Genomic DNA, 18766 nt, shown 5'->3' on the forward strand with positions numbered 1-18766 from the left:
ACTAGCGGCGGATGGTGACGGGGTTTGGTTCGGGGGTTCGTAGGGTGCGTAGGGATTCGGTGATGCGTTCGGCGCCGTGGCGCATGTGGGTGAGGGTGGGGGCTAGGCGGCCGGTGGAGTAGTGGGACATGGGCATGGCAACGATGAGTGATCCGAGGGCGGTGCGGTCGGCGCCGAGTACGGGCATGGCGATGGAGATGGTGGGTGGGTTTTCGTTGAATCGGTGGAGGGCGTAGCCGCGGCGTCGGGTGGATTCGAGTTCTTCTTTGAGGCGGTGGATGTCGGTGGGGGTGATGTTGAGGTCTGGTAGCCCGGTGTGGGGGTAGAGGTTTTCGAGATCGGTGCTGTTCATGCCGGCGAGGAGTGCTTTTCCGCCGGCGCTTTCGTGTGCGGTTAGGAGTGGTTTTTCGACGCGGGTGGGTGTTGCTGATTCGGAGATGAGGACGTGAAGGTTTCGTTCGACGAGGATGCCTAGGAAGGCTGATTCTTCAAGGGCGTGGGCGACTTCGCGCACGATGGGTCGGGCTAGGCGTAGCAGGCTTGCTCTGTTTCCTACCATTCCGCCCATGCGGAACATGGCTGGGCCTGCCATGTAGGTGCGGTCGGGGGCTTGGACTGCGAATTGTCGGTACATGAGTGTTGATAAGAGTCGGTGTGCAGTCGACGGTGCCACGCCGAGTTCGTGGGCTACCGCGGTGACCGTCACACTCCGACCATCGCTGAGCAGTGCCAGTAAGCGAAGCGAATTGTCTACGGACTCCAGATACGCCATAAACGACAACCGAACTCTTTCTGTGTTTTCCCGACAAGGCCGGTGGGTGGTTTCCGAGGCTTGCCCCGGCTACCCGGATGCGTTCACGCCCCGAAGTCGCTATGAATTCACCTGTAACACAACGGGATCAATGTCGACTGTGACGTGGCTCACGTTTATCAGGTGTCCGGTGAATACCCAACCCGTCCGCACATGCAGACACATCCACGTCCAACCTGATCATGGCGATACAACTATGCGGCCCACGTTCATCCACACGCACAAACCTTCCGCTCAGCGGAAACCTCAACCACCCCGCCACCCCACGTACCGTGAGCCCATGTCACACACCGACACACCCACCAACCCCGACAGCTTCAACCCCCTCGACCTAGCCACCCTCAACGGTCGCTCAGGAGCCCTCTGCCACCGCATGGGCATCACCTTCACCGAAGCAACCCCCACCCGCTTCACCGCCACCATGCCCGTCGAAGGCAACACTCAGCCCTACGGGCTCCTCCACGGCGGAGCATCAGCCACCCTGGCCGAAACCGTCGGCTCCGCCCTGGCCATGCACCTAGCTGGCCCCAACCGCATCGCTGTGGGAATCAATATCAACGCAACACACCACCGCGCCGCCACCCACGGCAACATCACCGCAACAGCAACACCAATCGCTTACAGCCGCAACACCGCTACCTGCCACATCAGCATCACAGACGAAGACCAAAACCTCATCTGCACTGCGACGTTGCTCACAAATCTGCGTAACTCAACACCCAAACCACACCAAAACCGATAATCACCTGAGCTACTTTGACGCAATGACCGACACCGCGTTCCAAATCGTCGCCATGGTGATCTACCTGGCAGCAATGCTAGGCATCGGCTGGTACTCCTACCACCGCACCAACGACCTCGGCGACTACATGCTCGGCGGGCGCGACCTCCACCCCGCCGTCGCAGCCCTATCCGCCGGCGCCGCCGACATGTCCGGATGGCTCCTCATGGGCCTACCCGGAGCCATCTACCTCAAAGGCCTCGTCGAAGCCTGGATCGCCGTCGGCCTGACCCTCGGCGCCTGGATCAACTGGAAACTCATCGCCCCACGACTACGCGCCTACACCGAAGTCTCCGGAGACTCCATCACCGTCCCCAGCTTCCTGGAAAACCGCCTCCGCGACCACAGCCACGCCCTACGCATAGCCTCAGGCCTGATCATCCTCATCTTCTTCACCTTCTACGTCTCCTCCGGAATGGTCGCCGGCGGCACCTTCATGGAAAGCTCCTTCGGCACCGACTACCTCACCGGCATGCTCATCATCGCCGCCGTCACCGTCACCTACTCCCTCTTCGGCGGCTTCCTCGCCGTCTCCTACACCGACTTCGTCCAAGGCCTCATGATGGTCCTGGCCCTCATCGCCGTCCCCGTCGCCGCCCTCATCGCCATCGGCACCGGCAACTTCACCACCGAAATCAACGCAGCCAACCCCACCGCCCTGTCCTTCACCCACGGCGCCACCACCATCGGCGTCATCTCCTCACTAGCCTGGGGCCTGGGCTACTTCGGACAACCCCACATCGTCACCCGCTTCATGGCCCTACGCAGCCCCGCCGAAGCCATCGCCGGACGCCGCATCGGCATCGGCTGGATGCTCTTCTCCGTCGGCGGCGCAATCATCACCGGCCTCGTCGGCATCGCCTACTTCAGCCGCAACCCCGACCTAGCCATCACCAACCCCGAAACCGTCTTCATCCGCCTAGGCCAACTCCTCTTCCACCCCCTCATCGCCGGGTTCATGCTCGCCGCAGTCCTAGCCGCCATCATGAGCACCATCGCCAGCCAACTCATCGTCACCTCCTCAGCACTCATCGAAGACATCTACAAAGCCCTCGGAAAAACACCCCACCACGACACCCACTACGTACGCCTCGGACGCCTCGCCGTCCTAGCCGTATCCATCATCGCCGCACTCCTAGCCCTCGACCCCAAATCCACCATCCTCGAACTCGTCGCCTTCGCCTGGGCCGGATTCGGCGCCGCCTTCGGCCCCACCATCCTGTTGTCCCTCTACTGGCGAAAACTCACCACCGCAGGAGCCCTCGCCGGCATGATCACCGGCGCCACCCTCGTAGCCATCTGGCGCCCCCTCAGCGGCGGAATCTTCGACATCTACGAGATCATCCCCGGCTTCCTCGGACACCTACTCATCGCTTACGCCGTCAGCCTGGCCACCCACAAACCCAACCCCACCATCGACACCGAATTCGACGAACACAAACGCCGGGCAAACAACTTCACCCAACCGGCCCAACCCACCACCTAACCCCCAACCCGAGGCAACAACACCTCCAACTCACCGGTACCGTCCCGGAGGCGAGCACGCGCCAACGGCGTCTTCTCCACCTGCACCAACGCATCCACCACCGGGCGGTACCGGGCACTCGACAACGACGAAAACTCACCCACCCGCTCCCCAGCAACCCGCACCTCAACACCCGGCTCCCCCACATGCCGACTACAACTCAACGTCGTCGGATGCAACGTCACCCACTCCACCACCTCACGCGCCACCCGAGCCACCGCATCAGCACTCATCGACCGCGCCGGAACTGTCACCACACACTCCGGCACCAACGGCTCCACACCCTCAGGAACCCCCAACATCAACCGCAAATGCTCCGGCTCCACCACCCGCAACGACAACACCGGCACAAAACCAGGCCCCTCACCAAAGGTCACCACCCCCTCACACGAAACCCGCACCCCCTCCTGCTGAGCCCGCAACAACGTCCCCCGCCACAACGGCGCCTGCCCCGGCGGCAACTCCCCCACCACCACACCATCAACCTCAACCACCACACCACCACGGCCCTCCAACGCCACCAACCACGCCGTCACACCCACCCGCCCCGCACGCCCCGCCACCCGCGGACCAGAAACCAACGACGAGATCACCGACTCCAACGCCACCCCATACACACCCTCACTCACCACACGCATCCCCCGCACCGACGGCAACCGCACCACCGAACTCCGCCGCGCCACAACCTCACTACTGACCAAAACAACCCGCTCCCAACTCACGCCCCCAACGGAGACACCCAACACAACACAGCCCACCAACGGCAGACCGACATCACGTCGGCACCCCCACCCCAACCCTGAGCCAAACTCCCTCATTACCCTTTCCTCATGACGCCACGCCGACTGCCCACACCCGACATCGCCCGCGGCGCCATGCTCCTACTCATCGCCTTAGCCAACGCCACCAGCTGGGCCCCCCGGATCCCCACCAACACCACCCCCACCATCGGCCCCAACGAACTATGGGTCCTCATCCGCGGACTCCTCATCGATGCACGCGCCTACCCCCTCTTCTCCATCCTCGTCGGATTCGGTATCGCCACCATCGCCAGCCGAGCAACCACCACCAGCGCCACCCTCTACCGCCGCGCCGCCGTCCTTGCCCTCATTGGCCTGCTCCACAGCTTCCTCTTCTCCGGAGACGTCCTAGCCGCCTACGGCCTCACCATCGCCCTACTCACCCCCCTCATCGCCACCAAACACCCCAACACCACCGCACTGACCATCACCGCCTTTGGCTTCACCGCCCTCGCGCTGACCACCACCACCATCATCGGCTTCAACCCCACCGACCAAAATCCCGAATCCAACGGCCCTTACCTGCTCGAATGGATCGGGAAAACCATCTCCTCGATACCCACCACCGCCGTCATCCCCTGCGTCATCATCGGCATATTCATCCAACGCACCACCCTCCTGAGCCACCCCCACCGCCACCGGCGTCTCCTAGCTGCGAGCGCAGCCACCGGACTGCTCATCGGCGCAGTCACCGCCCTCCCCCTGACCCTGACTTACATCGGCATCACCATCAGCCCACTGGCCCCCTGGGCTATCGCCCTCGACACCCTGGGCAGCTACTTCGGCGGCCTAGGCTGGCTCGCTCTTATCGCCCTGATCCTCAGCTACACCAACCCCACACACCAGCCCACCACCAGCGGCTACAGCCCCCGCAGCATCCTCACCGCCATCGGCAAACGTTCTATGACCTGCTACCTGCTCCAAAGCGCGCTGTTCGCCCTGCTACTGCCCGCTAACAGCGCTCCTGTCACCGAAATCCACGCCGCCACCATCGCCGTGATCATCTGGCTCATCACGGCATTTATCGCCACCATCTTCGGCCGAGCCGGAATTCCCGGCCCGGCCGAATGGGTAACACGACGCCTCATCTACGCAGGCGTTCCCCGCGACTGATCCTGCTGGCCAACAGAACTCGCCTCACGCAACACCTCACGCTCTAGCGGGCCACATGCCTGCGCAGCCTGATCAACCTCCGCAGCGATCAGCTGCGCCAACCCCTGCGCATTCGGATCACGCAACATCGTCATGTGATCACCCCCGGTCTCCACCAACTTCCACGAACCGGACAAAAAGTCCGACCAATGACGACGCATAGCCTGCTCAGGACTATCCGCCACCACCACTAACGCCCGCCCCGCATACGGGTCCGTCCGATACCGTGCAGTTAATACTTGGCTCTGAGCGTGGAAACGCCAGTACTGACCCAGCCCTGGCGTAGGTACCAAACCAGTCACAGCCAGCCCCACCAAGTCACGGGCCCGCCGCTTCAACGACTTCTGCGGAGTTTCCGGCTGCCACTGCGGGTCCGGGGGAAAAGAATCCAGCACCATCAACGTGGCCACTTTCTCCCCCGCGGCTTCCAATTGCTTAGCAACTTCCAGGGCCACCAAGCCACCAAAGCTGTGTCCCGCGATGAAATACGGGCCGTGTGGCTGGATGCTGCGAATCGCACGCACATCACGACGCGCTACCGCCTCCACCGACCAGTCCGGCAGCCCACGCACTTCCAACGCATGGGATTGCAATGCATATACCGGGCGTCCTTGCGGCAGATGACGCACCACCGGCACAAACCCCACACCCAAGCCACCGCCACCAGCGATGAAGAAAATCGGCTCTTGGTCACCAGTGGTACGTAATTCGCTGACAATCTGGTGACGCCGCTGCGGACGGCGCCGAAGCTGCCGCGCATACTGCGCCAACGTCGGCGCCTCCACCAATGTTCGTGATGTCACCTGATCAGGCCGAATACTCAGGTCCTCGATAACTCGGGTCAGCAGCTCCTCCGCTGCTAGTGAGTCACCACCGAGTTCAAAGAAGTCACTATCGCGCCCAATCTGGTCAGTGCCAAGTATTTCTTCCCAGATGCCAGCAACTAACCGTTCCCACTCTGTCTTGGGTGCTTCTCCCACCGCTGGAGCCGGAACCGGTGGCAAAGCGGCACGATCAAGCTTGCCACGCTCTGTGCGCGGCAACGCATCGACGAACACGACAGCTTCGGGAACAAGGTGGTTCGAAAGGCGTGTGCGCAGCTGAGCACGTACTGCGGCGGCCCCGGGGCGCTCTGCAGAGCTCACCACGTAGGACACCAGCCGGTACTGGCCGTTGCCTTCTGGTCGAGGCATGCCCACAGTTACCGACTCGATGACCTCGGGTAGCGTGGACAACACCGCATCAACTTCACCGGGCTCGACGAGGTAGCCACGCACTTTCACTGAGTGGTCTCGCCGTCCCAACAGCCGTAGGTTGCCGGATTCGTCGAACGTGCCGATATCCCGACTGAGGAACCATGCGTCTCCGATCGCGTCATGGCCGAACGCAGCCGCCGAGGCTGATTCGTCTCCCCAATACCCACTCGCCACGTATTTGCGGTGAACAGCCACTAATCCTGTGCCTGGCGCCAGTGGAGGTAGCTCGTCTTGGCCGCCAGTGATATGTGCAGCTGTTGCTGCGTCCACGAGTTCCACACGGGTGAAACCGACCGGGCGCCCTACTGGCAGCGCACCTTCGAGCGTGGGGTGGTCTGCAGCAACAACGTATTCAGCGATGAGGCCGGTCTCGGAGGATCCGTATCGGTTCCGCACTACGCATTCGGGTGATAGCAGCGCCCGGATTCGCTCTACGTCGCAGCCTTGGGCTGCCTCTCCTGCGATTGTTACTGAGCGAAGACGTTCTAGCAGCGCTGGGTCGGGCCCGGTGGCGGCGAATGCGCGACAGATGGCTGGGCTGGCCTGCATGACGGTGCATTTGTTCTTGTGTAGCCAGGCTGCCAGGGGGGCGATGCCGTGTTCGCGGGTATCGAAGAGTCGGGTGATGGCTCCGACCGTGATGCCGGCGATGGTGGCCATGAGGCCGGCGTGGAATGCCATGGGGAGGTTGTGGGCGATGACGTCGTTGGCGTCGTAGCAGCCGGTAGCTAGGGAGTTGTCCCAGGCATCCATGACCAACATGCGCTGGTCGTTGACCACGATTTTGGGGGTGCCGGTGGAGCCAGAGGTCAGGGCGAGAACGGCAGGAAGGGCGGGGTCGGTGGGGTTGCGCCAGAGGTGGCGTGCGCGGGCGTTGGGGAGGGTGGTGACGTCGATGGTGGTGGTGCCGAGGTCGGCGGCGACTTTGGCGAGTCCGTCGGCGTGTAGGACGCAGCGGGCTCCGGTGCGTTCGATCTGGTCGGCTAGGCGGGGGGCTGGGGTGCGGGAGTCTAGGACGACAACGGGGTGTCCGGAGCCGATGACGCCGAGGATGGTGGCGACGGCGCGGGCGGTGTGGCCTTGGAGGACGGCCACGGGGACTGGGCGTCCGGTGTCATCGATGGCGTTGGCTAGTGGTCCGAGGTTGGTTTCGATAAGGGCGCGGATGCTGGCTGCTTCGGCGGCCAGGGTATTGTAGGTGACGTTGCGGGTGGCGTCGGTGATGGCCAGTGCTTCTGGTGCGGCTTTGACGATTGTGGCGATGCGTGCGATGACACCGCGTTCTGCGTCTTCGCTGGTGAGTGCCGGGATATTCCGCAGCGTGTTTTTCATTATTGGACCTCTCCCCCGCGGTGGTTGTGGTGTCCCCACCGGTTCCCCTGTTTTTTCAAGGCCGCTTAGTTCGGCACGAGCGAGTATGTCCAACGGGGTTAGGGGTGAGTCGGGGTGTGGGCGTGCTTCCACAGATAGGAGAAATGGGTGTGTTGTGAATGTGGTTGTGGCCTTGTTGGGTTGATGCGGCGTGTTGGGTGGGTGGGTGTCGACATCAGAGTGGGGTGGCTGGGATGGGGGGAGTTCGTGGCCGAATCGTTATCGCTGTCAGCTGACAAACGCACTAGATGGAGTGATCCAATTATTTTGCCGGTCTCGAAGACCGGCTCACGTGACGGTACTTGTTGGGGGGGTGGCAGGGCCGCGCGCGTAGCGGCCCTGCAGGGGTGAGGGCGTTGGCCGCTTATTGACACACGCTTCTACCCATAAGGGGAACAACATATCTGTGATCAGTCGTAGTGGTGTATCTGCGTTCATTGCCGTGGGGGTGGGTTTGTATTCGTTTGTAGCTCCCGCCGTGGCGGCGCCACCTGCTGCTGGGTCTGATGTTTTCGCCGCCCGGCAGGTCAGTGCGTTGGCTCAGGCTGGCGGTCGGGGTAGTCAGGTAGGTGGCACAGCTTCAGCGGGGGTGAGGCGTTCGCAGGAGGTGGGTGGGTTTACTCCGCTGGTCACGCTTGGGTCTTCTGCTGAGCTGGGGCGAGCGATCTCTGCGGCCAGTCCTGATGAGCAAACTGTGTTTGTTTTGTATGCCGTAGATGGTCAGGCCGTGGTGCAGCGAATCGTGACGAAAGAGGATGGGAAACCGTGTATTTCGATGTGGCGTTTGGGTGACTATCAGCCGGGGCGCACGAATACAGGTGTGGTTGATGCGAGTTCTCCTGAAGATGTGTGGGTGACTACGGGGTCGCAGCTACATCATTTTGATGGGCATCGTTTCACGTCAGTGAAGCTGCCTGAAGGAATGAGGACTACGCAGGCGGTTAAGGATGTGCCTGGCCCTGGGGCTTTTGTTTCGTTGGGTGGCGATAAGGGTGGTCAGGTGTATCGGGCGGTGGTGCGCGATTGTGGTGTGGGGTGGCGGCGTTTGCCGGTGGCGTCTCGGCCTGATCATCCTGGGGAAACGTATACGTTTCACAAGCTGAACTACGCCGGGGGGACGTTGTTCGGTATGGACAGCACTGAGGTGAATGGATACTTGCCGTTCACTGTGTTTGAGATGGGCAAGGATGCGTGGGTTTCCCGGTATGAGGCAGCTCACTTTTTTGCTGGTGGTGGGGTGCGGAGTTTTACATGGTTGACGCCTAAGGCAGATCGGCATATCACGTTGGGGTTGGCGTCTTTTCCTCGCGGTGAGTTGAAGCCGTATTGCAATGGGTGGAACGGGGATACTGCGGCTGGTTCGGGGGTGTCCTGTACGTCGACGGCGGGTTCGGGTAAGGCAGCGTTGTTGGCTGATGGACGCGTGGTGACGGGGTCTTTTACTCAGCGCCCTGCCTCGGGTGAGGACACTGAGGTGCAGTTGTCTGGGGATCTTGGTGGGGGTGTTTACGCGATGGCGGGATCGTTGGTTGGCAGTGCTGCGTGGGCGGTCACTGGTGATGGTGAGGATCTGGTTTTGCAGCGTTATCGGGGGTGAGGTTATGGCTGGAGTCGGGGCGTCTGTTGTTGGGGCGCACCCGGCTTGGCCGTGTGGTTGGGTGGTTTCACCCTCCACGGTGAATTCTTTGGGTCTTCAGCGGTTCTAGGATGAGATCACTGTTTTGACTCGATTCGTGGGGAGTCACCGTGACACATCATCGCTTTGCTGCCGCCGTGTCGCTGACGTGTGCCTTGGCGCTGGCTGGCTGCGGTAAGTCTGCGCCCTCGCCGTCGCCCGCTAACACGAGTCGGCCTGCATCGTCACATGCTTCTGCTGCTACTTCGGGGGCGGCAACGGCTGATTCGACGGGTGATGCAGAGGATTTGGGGTATGTGGCTGCAACGATTCCGTTGAATGACGAAATTGTTGAGGCGGCGCGTTTGGCGTTGGATCCGCGGCATCGGGCCAGCGCGAAGGTGCAGGCCGCGGCGACGCAGATTCGGCGTACGGCTGAGGTGCGTGCGGCGATGTTGACGAGTTGGCGTGATGAGTGGACGCAGAATGCTGAGCAGACTGCGGCACCGACGAAGGCGACTGATCCTGCGAAGAGTCCGGGTAAGCCATCTGCTGGGCGCCATGGGGCTGCCTCAGCGAGTTCCTCGCAGTTGTCTTCGGATGAAGACATGGGTGATGAGGAGAGGGATGGCGCTGATCCGGATGATTTGGAGGGGCTGGCGGCGGCCTCGGGTACGCAGTTTGATGCGTTGTGGCTGCAGCACATGATTGATCTGGATACGACGCATATTGATTTGGCGGAGAATGCTGCGGAGACCACGGAGAATCCGGAGTTGCGTGAGTTCGCGTTGCAGGCGGCTAAGCAGCACACTCAGGAGGTGCGGCAGCTGCGGGCGTTGTTGACTGGTGGTCCGGATGATTCTCGTGGCGCTAAGGGCAAGCGTTGAGTGGTGTGGCAGGTTGGTGTCATTCAGCTGAGGCTGGTGCCTAGTGCTGTGCCGATGGCTGCTGCGGCAAGGGCGCAGGTGAGGTTGGCGGCGGTGTTGATGCAGGCGGTGGCGTAGCGGTGATGGCGTAGCTGGCTGGTGGTGTCTGCGGCGAAGGTGGAGTAGGTGGTGAGTGCGCCGCAGTAGCCGGTGGTGAGGAGGAGTTGCCATTGGGTTGGGGTCAGGGGGGTGAGGGTGTGTTGGGTGGTGATGGTGGTGATGAGGTTGATCAGGAGTGAGCCGAGGGTGTTGGCGGTGAGGATTCCCCAGGGGAAGGTGTGGGGTGTGGGTGGTGATGAGGTGTCGGGTGATGGCGCCTATTGCGCCTCCGATGGCGACGAGGAGGGCGTTCATGGGGTGGGTTTTTTGGTGGTGAGGTGGTGTCCGAGTGCTGCGGCGCTGATGGCCAGGGTGGGGGTGAGGATGAGGTAGAGGGCGGCGGTGGGCCAGGTGGTGGGGGTGGTGAGGAGATGGGTGTTTTCGTGGGCGTAGGTAGAGAAGGTGGTGTAGCCGCCGAGGAGGCCGGTGCCGAGGAAGGGGCGTAGGTAGGGGGAGGTGACGCGGTGGGTGAGGGTGCCGGTGAGGGCTCCCATGAGGAGGCATCCGGTGGTGTTGATGAGCAGGGTGGTGGTGGGCAGGGTTCCGGGGGTGGTGGGCCAGGTGGTGGTGAGTGTCCAGCGGATGAGGGCGCCTAGTGCGCCTCCTGCGCCGATGGTGGCGGTGATTGCGGTGGGGTGGTGCTGTTCACGTGTTCACGGTAGTTCGGGGTGGGGGTGGTTCTGTGTTTGGGGGTGTTGGTGTTGTGTTGGGGGTGTTGGGGGTGGGTTGTCGGAGACTGGGTCACGTTGGGTTTTTCTGGCGGAGAGGGCGTGCATGGTGAAGCGGGCGTGGGGCGGACCGGCGGGTTTGGTGCGGGCTGCGGATGAGGCTGAGCGGGAGCAGTTGCGTCGTCATCCGGTGCCGTTGCGGCGGGTGTTGATGTTGTTTGCGCCGTATCGGGGGCGTTTGTTGGCTGTGATGGCGGTGATTGTGGCTAGTTCGTTGGTGGGGGTGGTGCAGCCGTTTTTGGTGCGGGAGGTGGTGGATGTGGCGATTCCGTTGCAGCGGGTTCCGTTGTTGTTGGTGTTGGTGGGTGGGATGGTTGCGGCGACGGTGGTGACGCAGTTGCTGGGTGTTTTGCAGACGTTGTGGGCGACGATGGTTGGCCAGCGGGTGATGCATGACTTGCGGGTTGCGGTGTTTGAGAATTTGCAGCGTCAGTCGTTGGCTTTTTTTACGCGTACGCGTACGGGGGAGGCGCAGTCGCGTCTGGTGAATGATGTGGGTGGGATGCAGTCGGTGGTGACGAATACGGCGACGTCGATTGCGGCTAATGCGACGACGACGATTGCGACAGTGGTGGCGATGGTTGCGTTGAGTTGGCGTTTGTCGTTGTTGAGTCTTTTGGTGGTTCCTCCGGCGGTGTGGATTACGCGCAAGGTGGCGTTGGCGCGGCGGGCTCTTGTGGATCGTCGTCAGGAGACGATGGCTGATTTGCATACGCAGATCGAGGAGGGTTTGTCGTTGTCGGGGATGCGGCTTATCCGTACGTTGGGGGCTTCGCGGGCTCGGTCTGAGCTTTTTGGGGTGACTTCTGGTGCTTTGGTGGATCTTGAGGTGCGGTCGCAGTTGGCGGGGCGGTGGCGGTTGGCGGTGATGCAGATTGTTTTTGCGGTGATTCCGGCGTTGGTGTATTTGGTGGCGGGTTTACCGGCGACGTCTGGGGGGATGACGATTGGGACGTTGATTGCGTTTACGGGGTTGCAGGCGGGGCTTTTTCGTCCGTTGATGAGCATTTTGAATGTGTCGGCGGAGTGGATTAGTTCGATGGCGTTGTTTGGTCGGATTTTTGCGTATGTGGATGTGGAGTCTGATGTTCCGGAGCCGGTGAGTCCGGTGTTTGTTGATCCGGTGGCGGCGCGGGGTGAGGTGTGTTTGGAGGGGGTGTCGTTGCGGTATCCGGGTAGTGATCGTGATGCGGTTTCTGGGGTGGATTTGTTTATTCCTGCGGGTGGGACGGTTGCGTTGGTGGGGGCTACGGGGTCGGGTAAGTCGACGGTGGCGTCGTTGGTGCGCAGGTTGGTGGATCCTTCGCAGGGGCGGGTGATGATTGATGGGGTGGATGTGCGGGATATTGCTGAGGAGAATTTGGCTGCTTTGGTGGGGATTGTTTTGCAGGAGACGTATTTGGTGCATGACTCAATTCGGGCGAATTTGTTGTTGGCGCGTCCGGATGCGAGTGAGGGTGAGTTGTGGGCGGCGTTGGAGGTGGCGCAGATCGCGGATGTGGTGCGGGGGTTGCCGTTGGGGTTGGACACGGTTGTGGGTGCGCGGGGTTATCGGTTTTCTGGTGGGGAGCAGCAGCGTATTGCGGTGGCGCGGACGGTGTTGCGGGATCCGCGGGTGTTGGTGCTGGATGAGGCGACGAGTGCGTTGGATAACACGACTGAGCGTGAGTTGCAGGTGGCGTTGGATGGGATGATGGCGGGGCGGACGACGTTGGTGATTGCGCATCGTCTTTCCACGATTCGGGATGCTGATGTGATTGTGGTTCTGGATGCTGGGCGGGTGGTGGAGCGGGGTTCGCATGCGGAGTTGATGGCATTGGGGGGTGCGTATGCGGCTCTTGTTGCTGGTGATGGTGGAGGTGCTGTGGGGTAGGTGATGGTGTGGGGGTGGGTGGTGTTGGTGGTTTTGGGGGTGAGTTGGGCTGTATGTGCGCTTAGTGTGATGTGGGAGGGCCTACGAGAGGCACGACTGGAGGGGGTCGGGTATCTCGTAGGCCCTCTAGTGGTGTGGGGTTAGGGGTGGATGACGGTGGTGGGGCTGATGCGGGCTGCTCGGGTTGCTGCTGCGGTTCCGCCGAGTCCGCCGAGGATGGTTGTAGCGGCTAGGGCTGTGGGAAGTGCCCAGGGGGTGATGTAGGCGGGTTGGTCGATGAGTACGGCGGTGATGGCCAGGGTGATCATGCCGATGATGAGGCCGAGTGTTCCGCCGACTAGGCCGATGGTGCTGGAGCGTAGGAGCAGTTCGAGGAAGAGGTGTTTGCCGCGGGCGCCGAGTGCTTTTTTGAGTGCGTATTCGTTGAGGTGTTCTGCAACGGCTGCGTATTGGATGATGCCGATGAGGAGTGCGCCGAGGAGGGCTGCGGTGATAGTGAGGTAGTGGGTGGGGGTGAGTAGTTCGGGGGTGATGGGGGAATCGGTGGGGTGGTTGGTGGTGGCGGTGGTGGGGTGGATGGAGTTTTCGTAGCCGGGGGCGATGGCATGTGGGAGCAGTTTGGCGTAGGTGGTTGCTCCGGCTGGTGGGGTGAAGCCGGTGAGGTTCATGTGGGTGGGGTTGCCGCCGAGGGTTACTGCTGTTTTGTCTGAGACGAGGATGGAGCGTAGGAGTTCGGGGCGTTTTCCTGCGTCTTCGATGATGTCGGTGATGGTGATGGGATGGTTGTTGATGCTGATGTGGTCGCCTACGCGGAGTTTTTCGGTGGTGGCCAGAGTTTTTCCTACGGCTGCGGCGCCGTCGGTGGAGAACATGGGGGCGAGGGCGTGACGGGCGTGGATGTCGCTGCGTTGGGCGATGTGTTCGGTGGCTGCGGCGATGGGCCAGGTGTGGGTGGTTTGGGTGCCGTTGGGCATGTTTCGGGTGGTTTTGGCGTCGTGTATTTGCCAGGTGATGAGTGGTTCTCGTAGGCCGATGCGGGCGCTGGCTTGGGTGATGTTGGCGGGTTGGGCCAGGGCCGGGGGGAGTTCTTCGGTGTTGATGGAGACGGTGACGTGGTTGGTGAGCATTGAGTCCAGGCGGTGCGCGGCGGCGGCGTCGTTGATGCCTTGCATGCCTGTGGAGAGGATGAATGCGGCGCTTGCGATGGCGATGGTGAGGGCGGGTATGAGGGCACTGAGGGGATTGTGGCGGATAGGTCGTAGGGCTTCTGTGGTGATGGTGCGCAGGATGTTGGTGCGGTGGCCGTTGGTGTGGCGTCGGCGTTCGCGGCGGCTGGGGGGTGCGGTGTGGGGGGTGTTCACTTCTCGCTCACCAGGACTTCATCACCTACTGAGAGGCGTCCTTCGAGGGGGGTGATGGTGACGAGGTTTCCGTCTGAGATGCCTGTTTGGACGGGGATGTCGCGGTTTTGGGTATTTTTGGCCAGGCGGATGCACGGTTTGCCGTTGCAGGTGGTGATGGCGGCAAGGGGGACGTGGAGGCTGTCGGCTGGGGATGCGTTGAGTTTGATGGCGGCTTTGATGGGTTTGTCGTTGGGGTCGTCGCTGGAGGGCAGGGTGAGTTGTAGCTTGTAGAAGCCGGGTTTGATGTTGCCTGGTTCTAGTCGAGTTGCTTCGGGATTTTCGTTGCCGCCGGGTGGGTTGGGTAGGCCTTGGATGGGTGAGTTTCCTGCGGCTGGGTTGGTATGGGTGGGCATGGTGACGGCGGCGACGGAGGCGACGATGTTTTTTCCTGATGCCATGGTGACTTTGATGCTTTGGCCCATGTGGAGTTCGTTGGCGAGGGCAGGTTCGAGTCCGCCGATGGCGGTGAGGGGGCCGCCGTCGAGTTTCATCAGGGGTGCGCCTTCGGGCAGGACTTGGCCGAGGGTGGCGCCGAGTTTAGCGATTCGGAGTTTTTTGACTTTGTCGGGTACGGGGACCAGTTGTCGCCAGTGGATGGTCTCGGGGATGGGTTTGTAGGGGCGCATGATGGCGGCCCATGCGGCTGCTGTGGATTTGCCGAATTTGCCTGGGGGGTCGGTGACGCGGTGGCCGCAGGCGGTGAGTCCGCGTTGGAGGGCGGCGACGTCGCTGCCGGTGGCGCCGGGGGCGAGGTCGCGGAAGAAGGGGCGTTGTCCGGGGATGAGGAGGACGGGGACGTCGTTGACGGAGATGGGTGAGGTGCAGCGGGGGGTGTGGGCACCTTCGCGGAGGGTGAGGCGGGTGATGACGCGGCGGGATGCTTCGATGGGTGCTTCGGCGTTGGTGGTCCATTCGCTGACTTGGGTGAGGGGGACGTCGGCGAGTTGGGCGACTGATCCTTTGCCGATTTTGGCGGTGGGGGGTGGGGTGTCTTCGGGGTCGGCTGGGGTGGGGGTGCCGATGGTGAGGTAGCCGGTGGCGAAGGCGGTGCTGAGTCCGGCTACGAGGATGAGGGATAGGCTCGTTAGCGGGGAAGGTAGTTTTTTGATTTTGGTGGTCCTCACGTGGGGGTGGTTTCGCCGGCGTTGAGGGTGGGTGCAGCGGGGTGTTCGGGGGAGGTTAATTGGGGCGCAACGTCGCTGGCTTTTTAGGCTGGGTTGGTTGCTCTGGTTTGAGCATGCTTGTCGGGCACGTGGTCATCGTGCAACCTGTGGATGCCGGGTTTGTGGCCGGGTGTGTGTGTTTATGCATTCACTCACACGCATAATGTGGCGCAGATCACTTTTCTGGGGGTGTTGCGCGGCGCCTAGCAGCTAGTTGCGCTTCGGGTAGAGGGCGCACGATGCTGTGGTCGTAGGGCAGGGTTAGGCCTGCAGCGGTGATCATTGCATCGAGCAGCATGGCAGTGAATCCCCAGATGAATAATCCCTGAGCTGTGAATCCTGGGCCGCGGTGGCCACTTGGTGATATGACCGAGAATCGGTTTGCCGGGTTGACCAGGTCAGCTATTGCTATTCGTTCAACGCGGGCGACTTCGCGGGGGTCGCGTGCCTCTAGGTGGTGTGGGGTGTGCCACCAGCCTATTACTGGGGTGACGCAGTTGCGTCGTGGCCGCATGAATAGTGCCGGTAGCGTTGAGATGATCTCTACGGATGCTGGTTGTATTCCTACTTCTTCGTGGGCTTCTCGCAGTGCGGCTGCGATTGGTCCGTTGTCGGTTGATTCTTCATGGCCGCCTGGGAAGGCAACTTGTGCGGCATGTGAGCGCATTGAGTGCGCGCGTTCCGTCAGCACGATTTCGATGTTTGCCGGGTCGTGTGGCTCGCCAGTTGTGTGTGGGGCGGGACCGAAGAGCATCAGCACAGATGCTCTTCGTTGCGGCTGTGGCGGTGGCGTGAATTGCGTGAACCAGGCAGGTTTTTCGGTGGTGATTTGGATGCTGGCGCGCGTGAGCCAGGTGGGGATTTGTGGGGTGCTGGCAGTGTGGGACACGGCGCTATGTGCCTGTGGTGGGTGAGCAGCCGTGAGGGCCGCAGGTGGGTGGGGGTTCAGCGCTGGTTGGCTGATCTATCACCATGCGGAAAGGGTTTGTGCCCTCGGGATGGTCGGGGGTGTGCGCGTTCTGCCCCTGTTCTGAGGCAGGGCTGTGTTTTGTTTCTTTGTGGTTTGTGCGGCGCAGTTGCCCTGCTTGGTGTGACCGGCTTGGGGAGGTCATAGGTGTGTCAACCATGTCGGTGGGTTGCCTGTTCCGTACTTGGTGGGCTTCCCGGCTTTGTATTTAGTAGGTGTGCGGTTCAACGCCGAGGAAGTCCCATAGGCGGGTATTGAACTCTTCGACATTTTCGTTCATGGGTTCAGTGCTAGCGCCGGGGACGATGAAGACGTCGGCTTGCGCGATGTTGGATGCGATGTGTTCGGCAGCGGCGCGTCCTGCTCGGTCTCGTTCACCGGCAACGAGCAGTGTTTTTGCGGTGATTGCATCGAGGTGGTCGCCTGCTTCGAAGGTGGCGATCATGTCCAGGGCGGAGGCGACCCGGTTTTTGGAGACCCCCATCGCTTCGAAGCGGGAGCGTGGGGTCATTTTGAGGGCCATTTTTTGTGCTTTGAGGGCTGCGGCGGGTGGGCGGATTTGCGCGCCGATGAGGACGAGGTGGGAGATGGTTTCGGGGGAATCGACGGCCATTTGCATGCCGACCATGCCGCCAAGGGTGTGTCCGATGACGGCGGTGCGGGGTGCCCCTTCGAGTTGGAGGTTCATGAGGAGATCTCCGGCGGCTGCGGAGAAGTCGAAGTTTTCGTTGGCGGCTGGGCGCATTCCGCGTAGCCAGGGCGCCTGAGCACGGACTCCTACGGGTGGGAGTTTTGCGACTTGGTTTTCCCAGGTCAGGGGTGACCCGCCGAGGCCGTGGAGGAAGGTGAGGTGGCGGGCGCGGCCATCCCAGGGGCGTGCTTGGGGGTCGGGGGCAGACTCGGCAGCGAACATCGCTTCGAGGGCTTCGTTGTCGGGGAGGTCGCCTGGGAAGTTGCCGGGAAGATCGCTCACGGTTTCATGATCTCAGGCGCTCCCGGCGTGTGGCGACTCTGCTATCGACACACGCCGCCGAGCGCGGATTAGTGAGCGGTTTTGCCGGGGATGAAGTGCGTGATGAGCGCAACGAGCACCCCAACGATTAGTCCAGCGAGGGCAGAGAAAGCTGTGTTAGTTGCCCATCCGAGCAGTCCGCCTAGTGGGCCGGTTGCTGCAGTGACGGCTTCTTCGAGGTGGTGCACCACTGCGTAGGGTGCTGTCAGTCCGAGCTCAGCGGCTCCGGAGAGCAGAATGTGACCACCAACCCACAGCATGGCGACGGTACCTACGGCGCCCAGCGCGGCGAGCACTTTAGGCATTCCGGTGACCAGGGCGCGGCCGAGTGTTTGCGCCGCTGCGGATCGTTGAGTGGTCATGGCGATGCCGATGTCGTCCATTTTCACGAGTAGGCCGACGAATCCATATACGCCTGCAGTGATGAGCAGAGCTACGACTATGAGGATGATCGCTCTTTCCCAGAATGTTTGGTGAACGACTTCATTGAGGGAGATCACCATGATTTCTGCCGAGAGGATGAAATCTGTGCGGATTGCACTTTTCACCATCTTATCCTCCATTTCTGGGCCTTGCAGAACTGCGGGAGATTCTTCTTTTTCTTCCTCGCAACCTGTCACTTTGGCCCAAATTTTTTCTGCGCCTTCGAATGACAGATATAACCCACCAAGCATGAGCAGTGGGGTGAGCAGGAACGGTGCAAACTGACTCAGAATAAGGATTGCTGGGAGAATAAAAACAATTTTGTTTACCAGGGATCCTTTGGCAATTCGCCAGATAGCTGGAAGTTCCCGGTCTGGAGTGAATCCGGTGACATATCGGGGTGTCACTGCGGTGTCATCAACAACGACTCCGGCAGCTTTGATGCTGGCTTTACCTGCGGCAGCGGCTACATCATCAACGGAAGCGGCAGCAAGCTTGGCGAGCATAGCGACATCATCGAGCAAAGCAACCAGACCACCAGCCATGAAACCTCCTGAGCATGCGGCAGGCACCGAAGCGCTGCCCGATGAAGCGGGGAATTTACCACCGCTGTCCTACCGTACCGATCGCACTAACGGAATGTTGCTGTGACTACAGCGGGCTTGTAGACACACCCAGACCCGGGCACTAAGCACTCAGATTCTTGGCGTTCTAGGAAAAGATTCCTGAATTAGCGTTTGCCACCGCTGGATCACCCCCTCCTGTCCTTTGGGGGCTTGCTGACAAAATCTTCATTGAAAACCACAGGGTTTCTATACAGAGCCCATGAGTGAAGTAGTGCTTACGCGTTTTGGTGGCCTA

16 protein-coding genes are annotated in these 18766 nt (G+C 61.5%); 6 read left to right on the forward strand and 10 right to left on the reverse strand.

The genetic code is table 11. The features are described from left to right. Nucleotide 1: 1 nt before the first annotated feature. Nucleotides 2-706 (reverse strand): IclR family transcriptional regulator, encoded by a 705-nt coding sequence (locus CKV89_RS01625; protein ID WP_231935417.1) that lies wholly within the window; start codon nt 704-706, stop codon nt 2-4. A gap of 385 nt (nt 707-1091) precedes the next feature. Here CKV89_RS01625 and CKV89_RS01630 point away from each other — a divergent pair, with 385 nt between their 5' ends. Together CKV89_RS01630 and putP are read left to right on the forward strand one after the other, a co-directional pair. Continuing rightward, nucleotides 1092-1553 (forward strand): PaaI family thioesterase, encoded by a 462-nt coding sequence (locus tag CKV89_RS01630; RefSeq protein ID WP_028327289.1) that lies wholly within the window; start codon nt 1092-1094, stop codon nt 1551-1553. Nucleotides 1554-1575: 22 nt separating this feature from the next. Further along, complete coding sequence (gene putP / locus CKV89_RS01635) at nt 1576-3078, forward strand: sodium/proline symporter PutP (RefSeq protein WP_051277545.1); 1503 nt, start codon at nt 1576-1578, stop codon at nt 3076-3078. Here the strand turns inward: putP and CKV89_RS11600 are convergent. Beyond that, a complete protein-coding gene (locus CKV89_RS11600) occupies nt 3075-3935 on the reverse strand; it encodes a hypothetical protein (protein ID WP_154657646.1) in 861 nt (286 codons plus the stop codon). The two genes, putP and CKV89_RS11600, sit on opposite strands and share 4 nt — an antisense overlap. Nucleotides 3936-3947: 12 nt before the next feature. Between CKV89_RS11600 and CKV89_RS12465 the strand changes: the two genes are divergently transcribed. Further along, nucleotides 3948-5030, forward strand: coding sequence for a DUF418 domain-containing protein (locus CKV89_RS12465; protein WP_028327286.1), 1083 nt, complete (start codon nt 3948-3950; stop codon nt 5028-5030). Here CKV89_RS12465 and CKV89_RS01655 read toward each other — a convergent pair. Further along, a complete protein-coding gene (locus CKV89_RS01655; protein ID WP_028327285.1) occupies nt 5006-7657 on the reverse strand; it encodes an alpha/beta fold hydrolase in 2652 nt (883 codons plus the stop codon). The two genes, CKV89_RS12465 and CKV89_RS01655, sit on opposite strands and share 25 nt — an antisense overlap. A gap of 445 nt (nt 7658-8102) precedes the next feature. Here CKV89_RS01655 and CKV89_RS01660 point away from each other — a divergent pair, with 445 nt between their 5' ends. Then, entirely contained in the window at nt 8103-9293 is a 1191-nt protein-coding gene (locus CKV89_RS01660) for a hypothetical protein (RefSeq protein WP_154657645.1), read from the forward strand. A 149-nt stretch (nt 9294-9442) separates the two neighbouring features. Further along, nucleotides 9443-10198: a DUF305 domain-containing protein gene (locus tag CKV89_RS01665; protein WP_084441059.1), complete on the forward strand. Its 756-nt coding sequence runs from the start codon at nt 9443-9445 to the stop codon at nt 10196-10198. A 23-nt stretch (nt 10199-10221) separates the two neighbouring features. Here CKV89_RS01665 and CKV89_RS12655 read toward each other — a convergent pair whose 3' ends face one another. Both CKV89_RS12655 and CKV89_RS01675 read right to left on the reverse strand, forming a co-directional pair. Next, nucleotides 10222-10500, reverse strand: coding sequence for a fluoride efflux transporter FluC (locus tag CKV89_RS12655; protein ID WP_084441137.1), 279 nt, complete (start codon nt 10498-10500; stop codon nt 10222-10224). A gap of 87 nt (nt 10501-10587) precedes the next feature. Beyond that, nucleotides 10588-10962 carry a FluC/FEX family fluoride channel gene (locus CKV89_RS01675; protein ID WP_034401198.1) on the reverse strand — a complete coding sequence of 125 codons (375 nt, stop codon included), beginning with the start codon at nt 10960-10962 and terminating at the stop codon, nt 10588-10590. 148 nt (nt 10963-11110) lie between these two features. Here CKV89_RS01675 and CKV89_RS01680 point away from each other — a divergent pair, with 148 nt between their 5' ends. Then, a complete protein-coding gene (locus tag CKV89_RS01680; RefSeq protein ID WP_084441136.1) occupies nt 11111-12937 on the forward strand; it encodes an ABC transporter ATP-binding protein in 1827 nt (608 codons plus the stop codon). A 140-nt stretch (nt 12938-13077) separates the two neighbouring features. Here the strand turns inward: CKV89_RS01680 and CKV89_RS01685 are convergent, their stop codons facing one another. The 5 genes from CKV89_RS01685 to CKV89_RS01710 form a co-directional block, all read right to left on the reverse strand. Continuing rightward, entirely contained in the window at nt 13078-14298 is a 1221-nt protein-coding gene (locus CKV89_RS01685) for an ABC transporter permease (RefSeq protein ID WP_034401195.1), read from the reverse strand. Continuing rightward, a complete protein-coding gene (locus CKV89_RS01690; protein ID WP_028327277.1) occupies nt 14295-15464 on the reverse strand; it encodes a peptidoglycan-binding domain-containing protein in 1170 nt (389 codons plus the stop codon). The genes CKV89_RS01685 and CKV89_RS01690 overlap by 4 nt, the downstream gene beginning before the upstream one ends. Before the next feature lie 214 nt (nt 15465-15678). Then, nucleotides 15679-16194, reverse strand: a complete 516-nt coding sequence (locus CKV89_RS01695; protein ID WP_231935418.1) for an NUDIX hydrolase — start codon at nt 16192-16194, stop codon at nt 15679-15681. Nucleotides 16195-16678: 484 nt separating this feature from the next. After that, complete coding sequence (locus CKV89_RS01705) at nt 16679-17443, reverse strand: alpha/beta fold hydrolase (RefSeq protein WP_051277544.1); 765 nt, start codon at nt 17441-17443, stop codon at nt 16679-16681. A gap of 68 nt (nt 17444-17511) precedes the next feature. Further along, complete coding sequence (locus CKV89_RS01710) at nt 17512-18450, reverse strand: DUF808 domain-containing protein (RefSeq protein WP_028327275.1); 939 nt, start codon at nt 18448-18450, stop codon at nt 17512-17514. Nucleotides 18451-18766 lie beyond the last annotated feature (316 nt).

This window comes from Dermatophilus congolensis, assembly GCF_900187045.1.
GTDB classification, from domain to species: domain Bacteria; phylum Actinomycetota; class Actinomycetes; order Actinomycetales; family Dermatophilaceae; genus Dermatophilus; species Dermatophilus congolensis.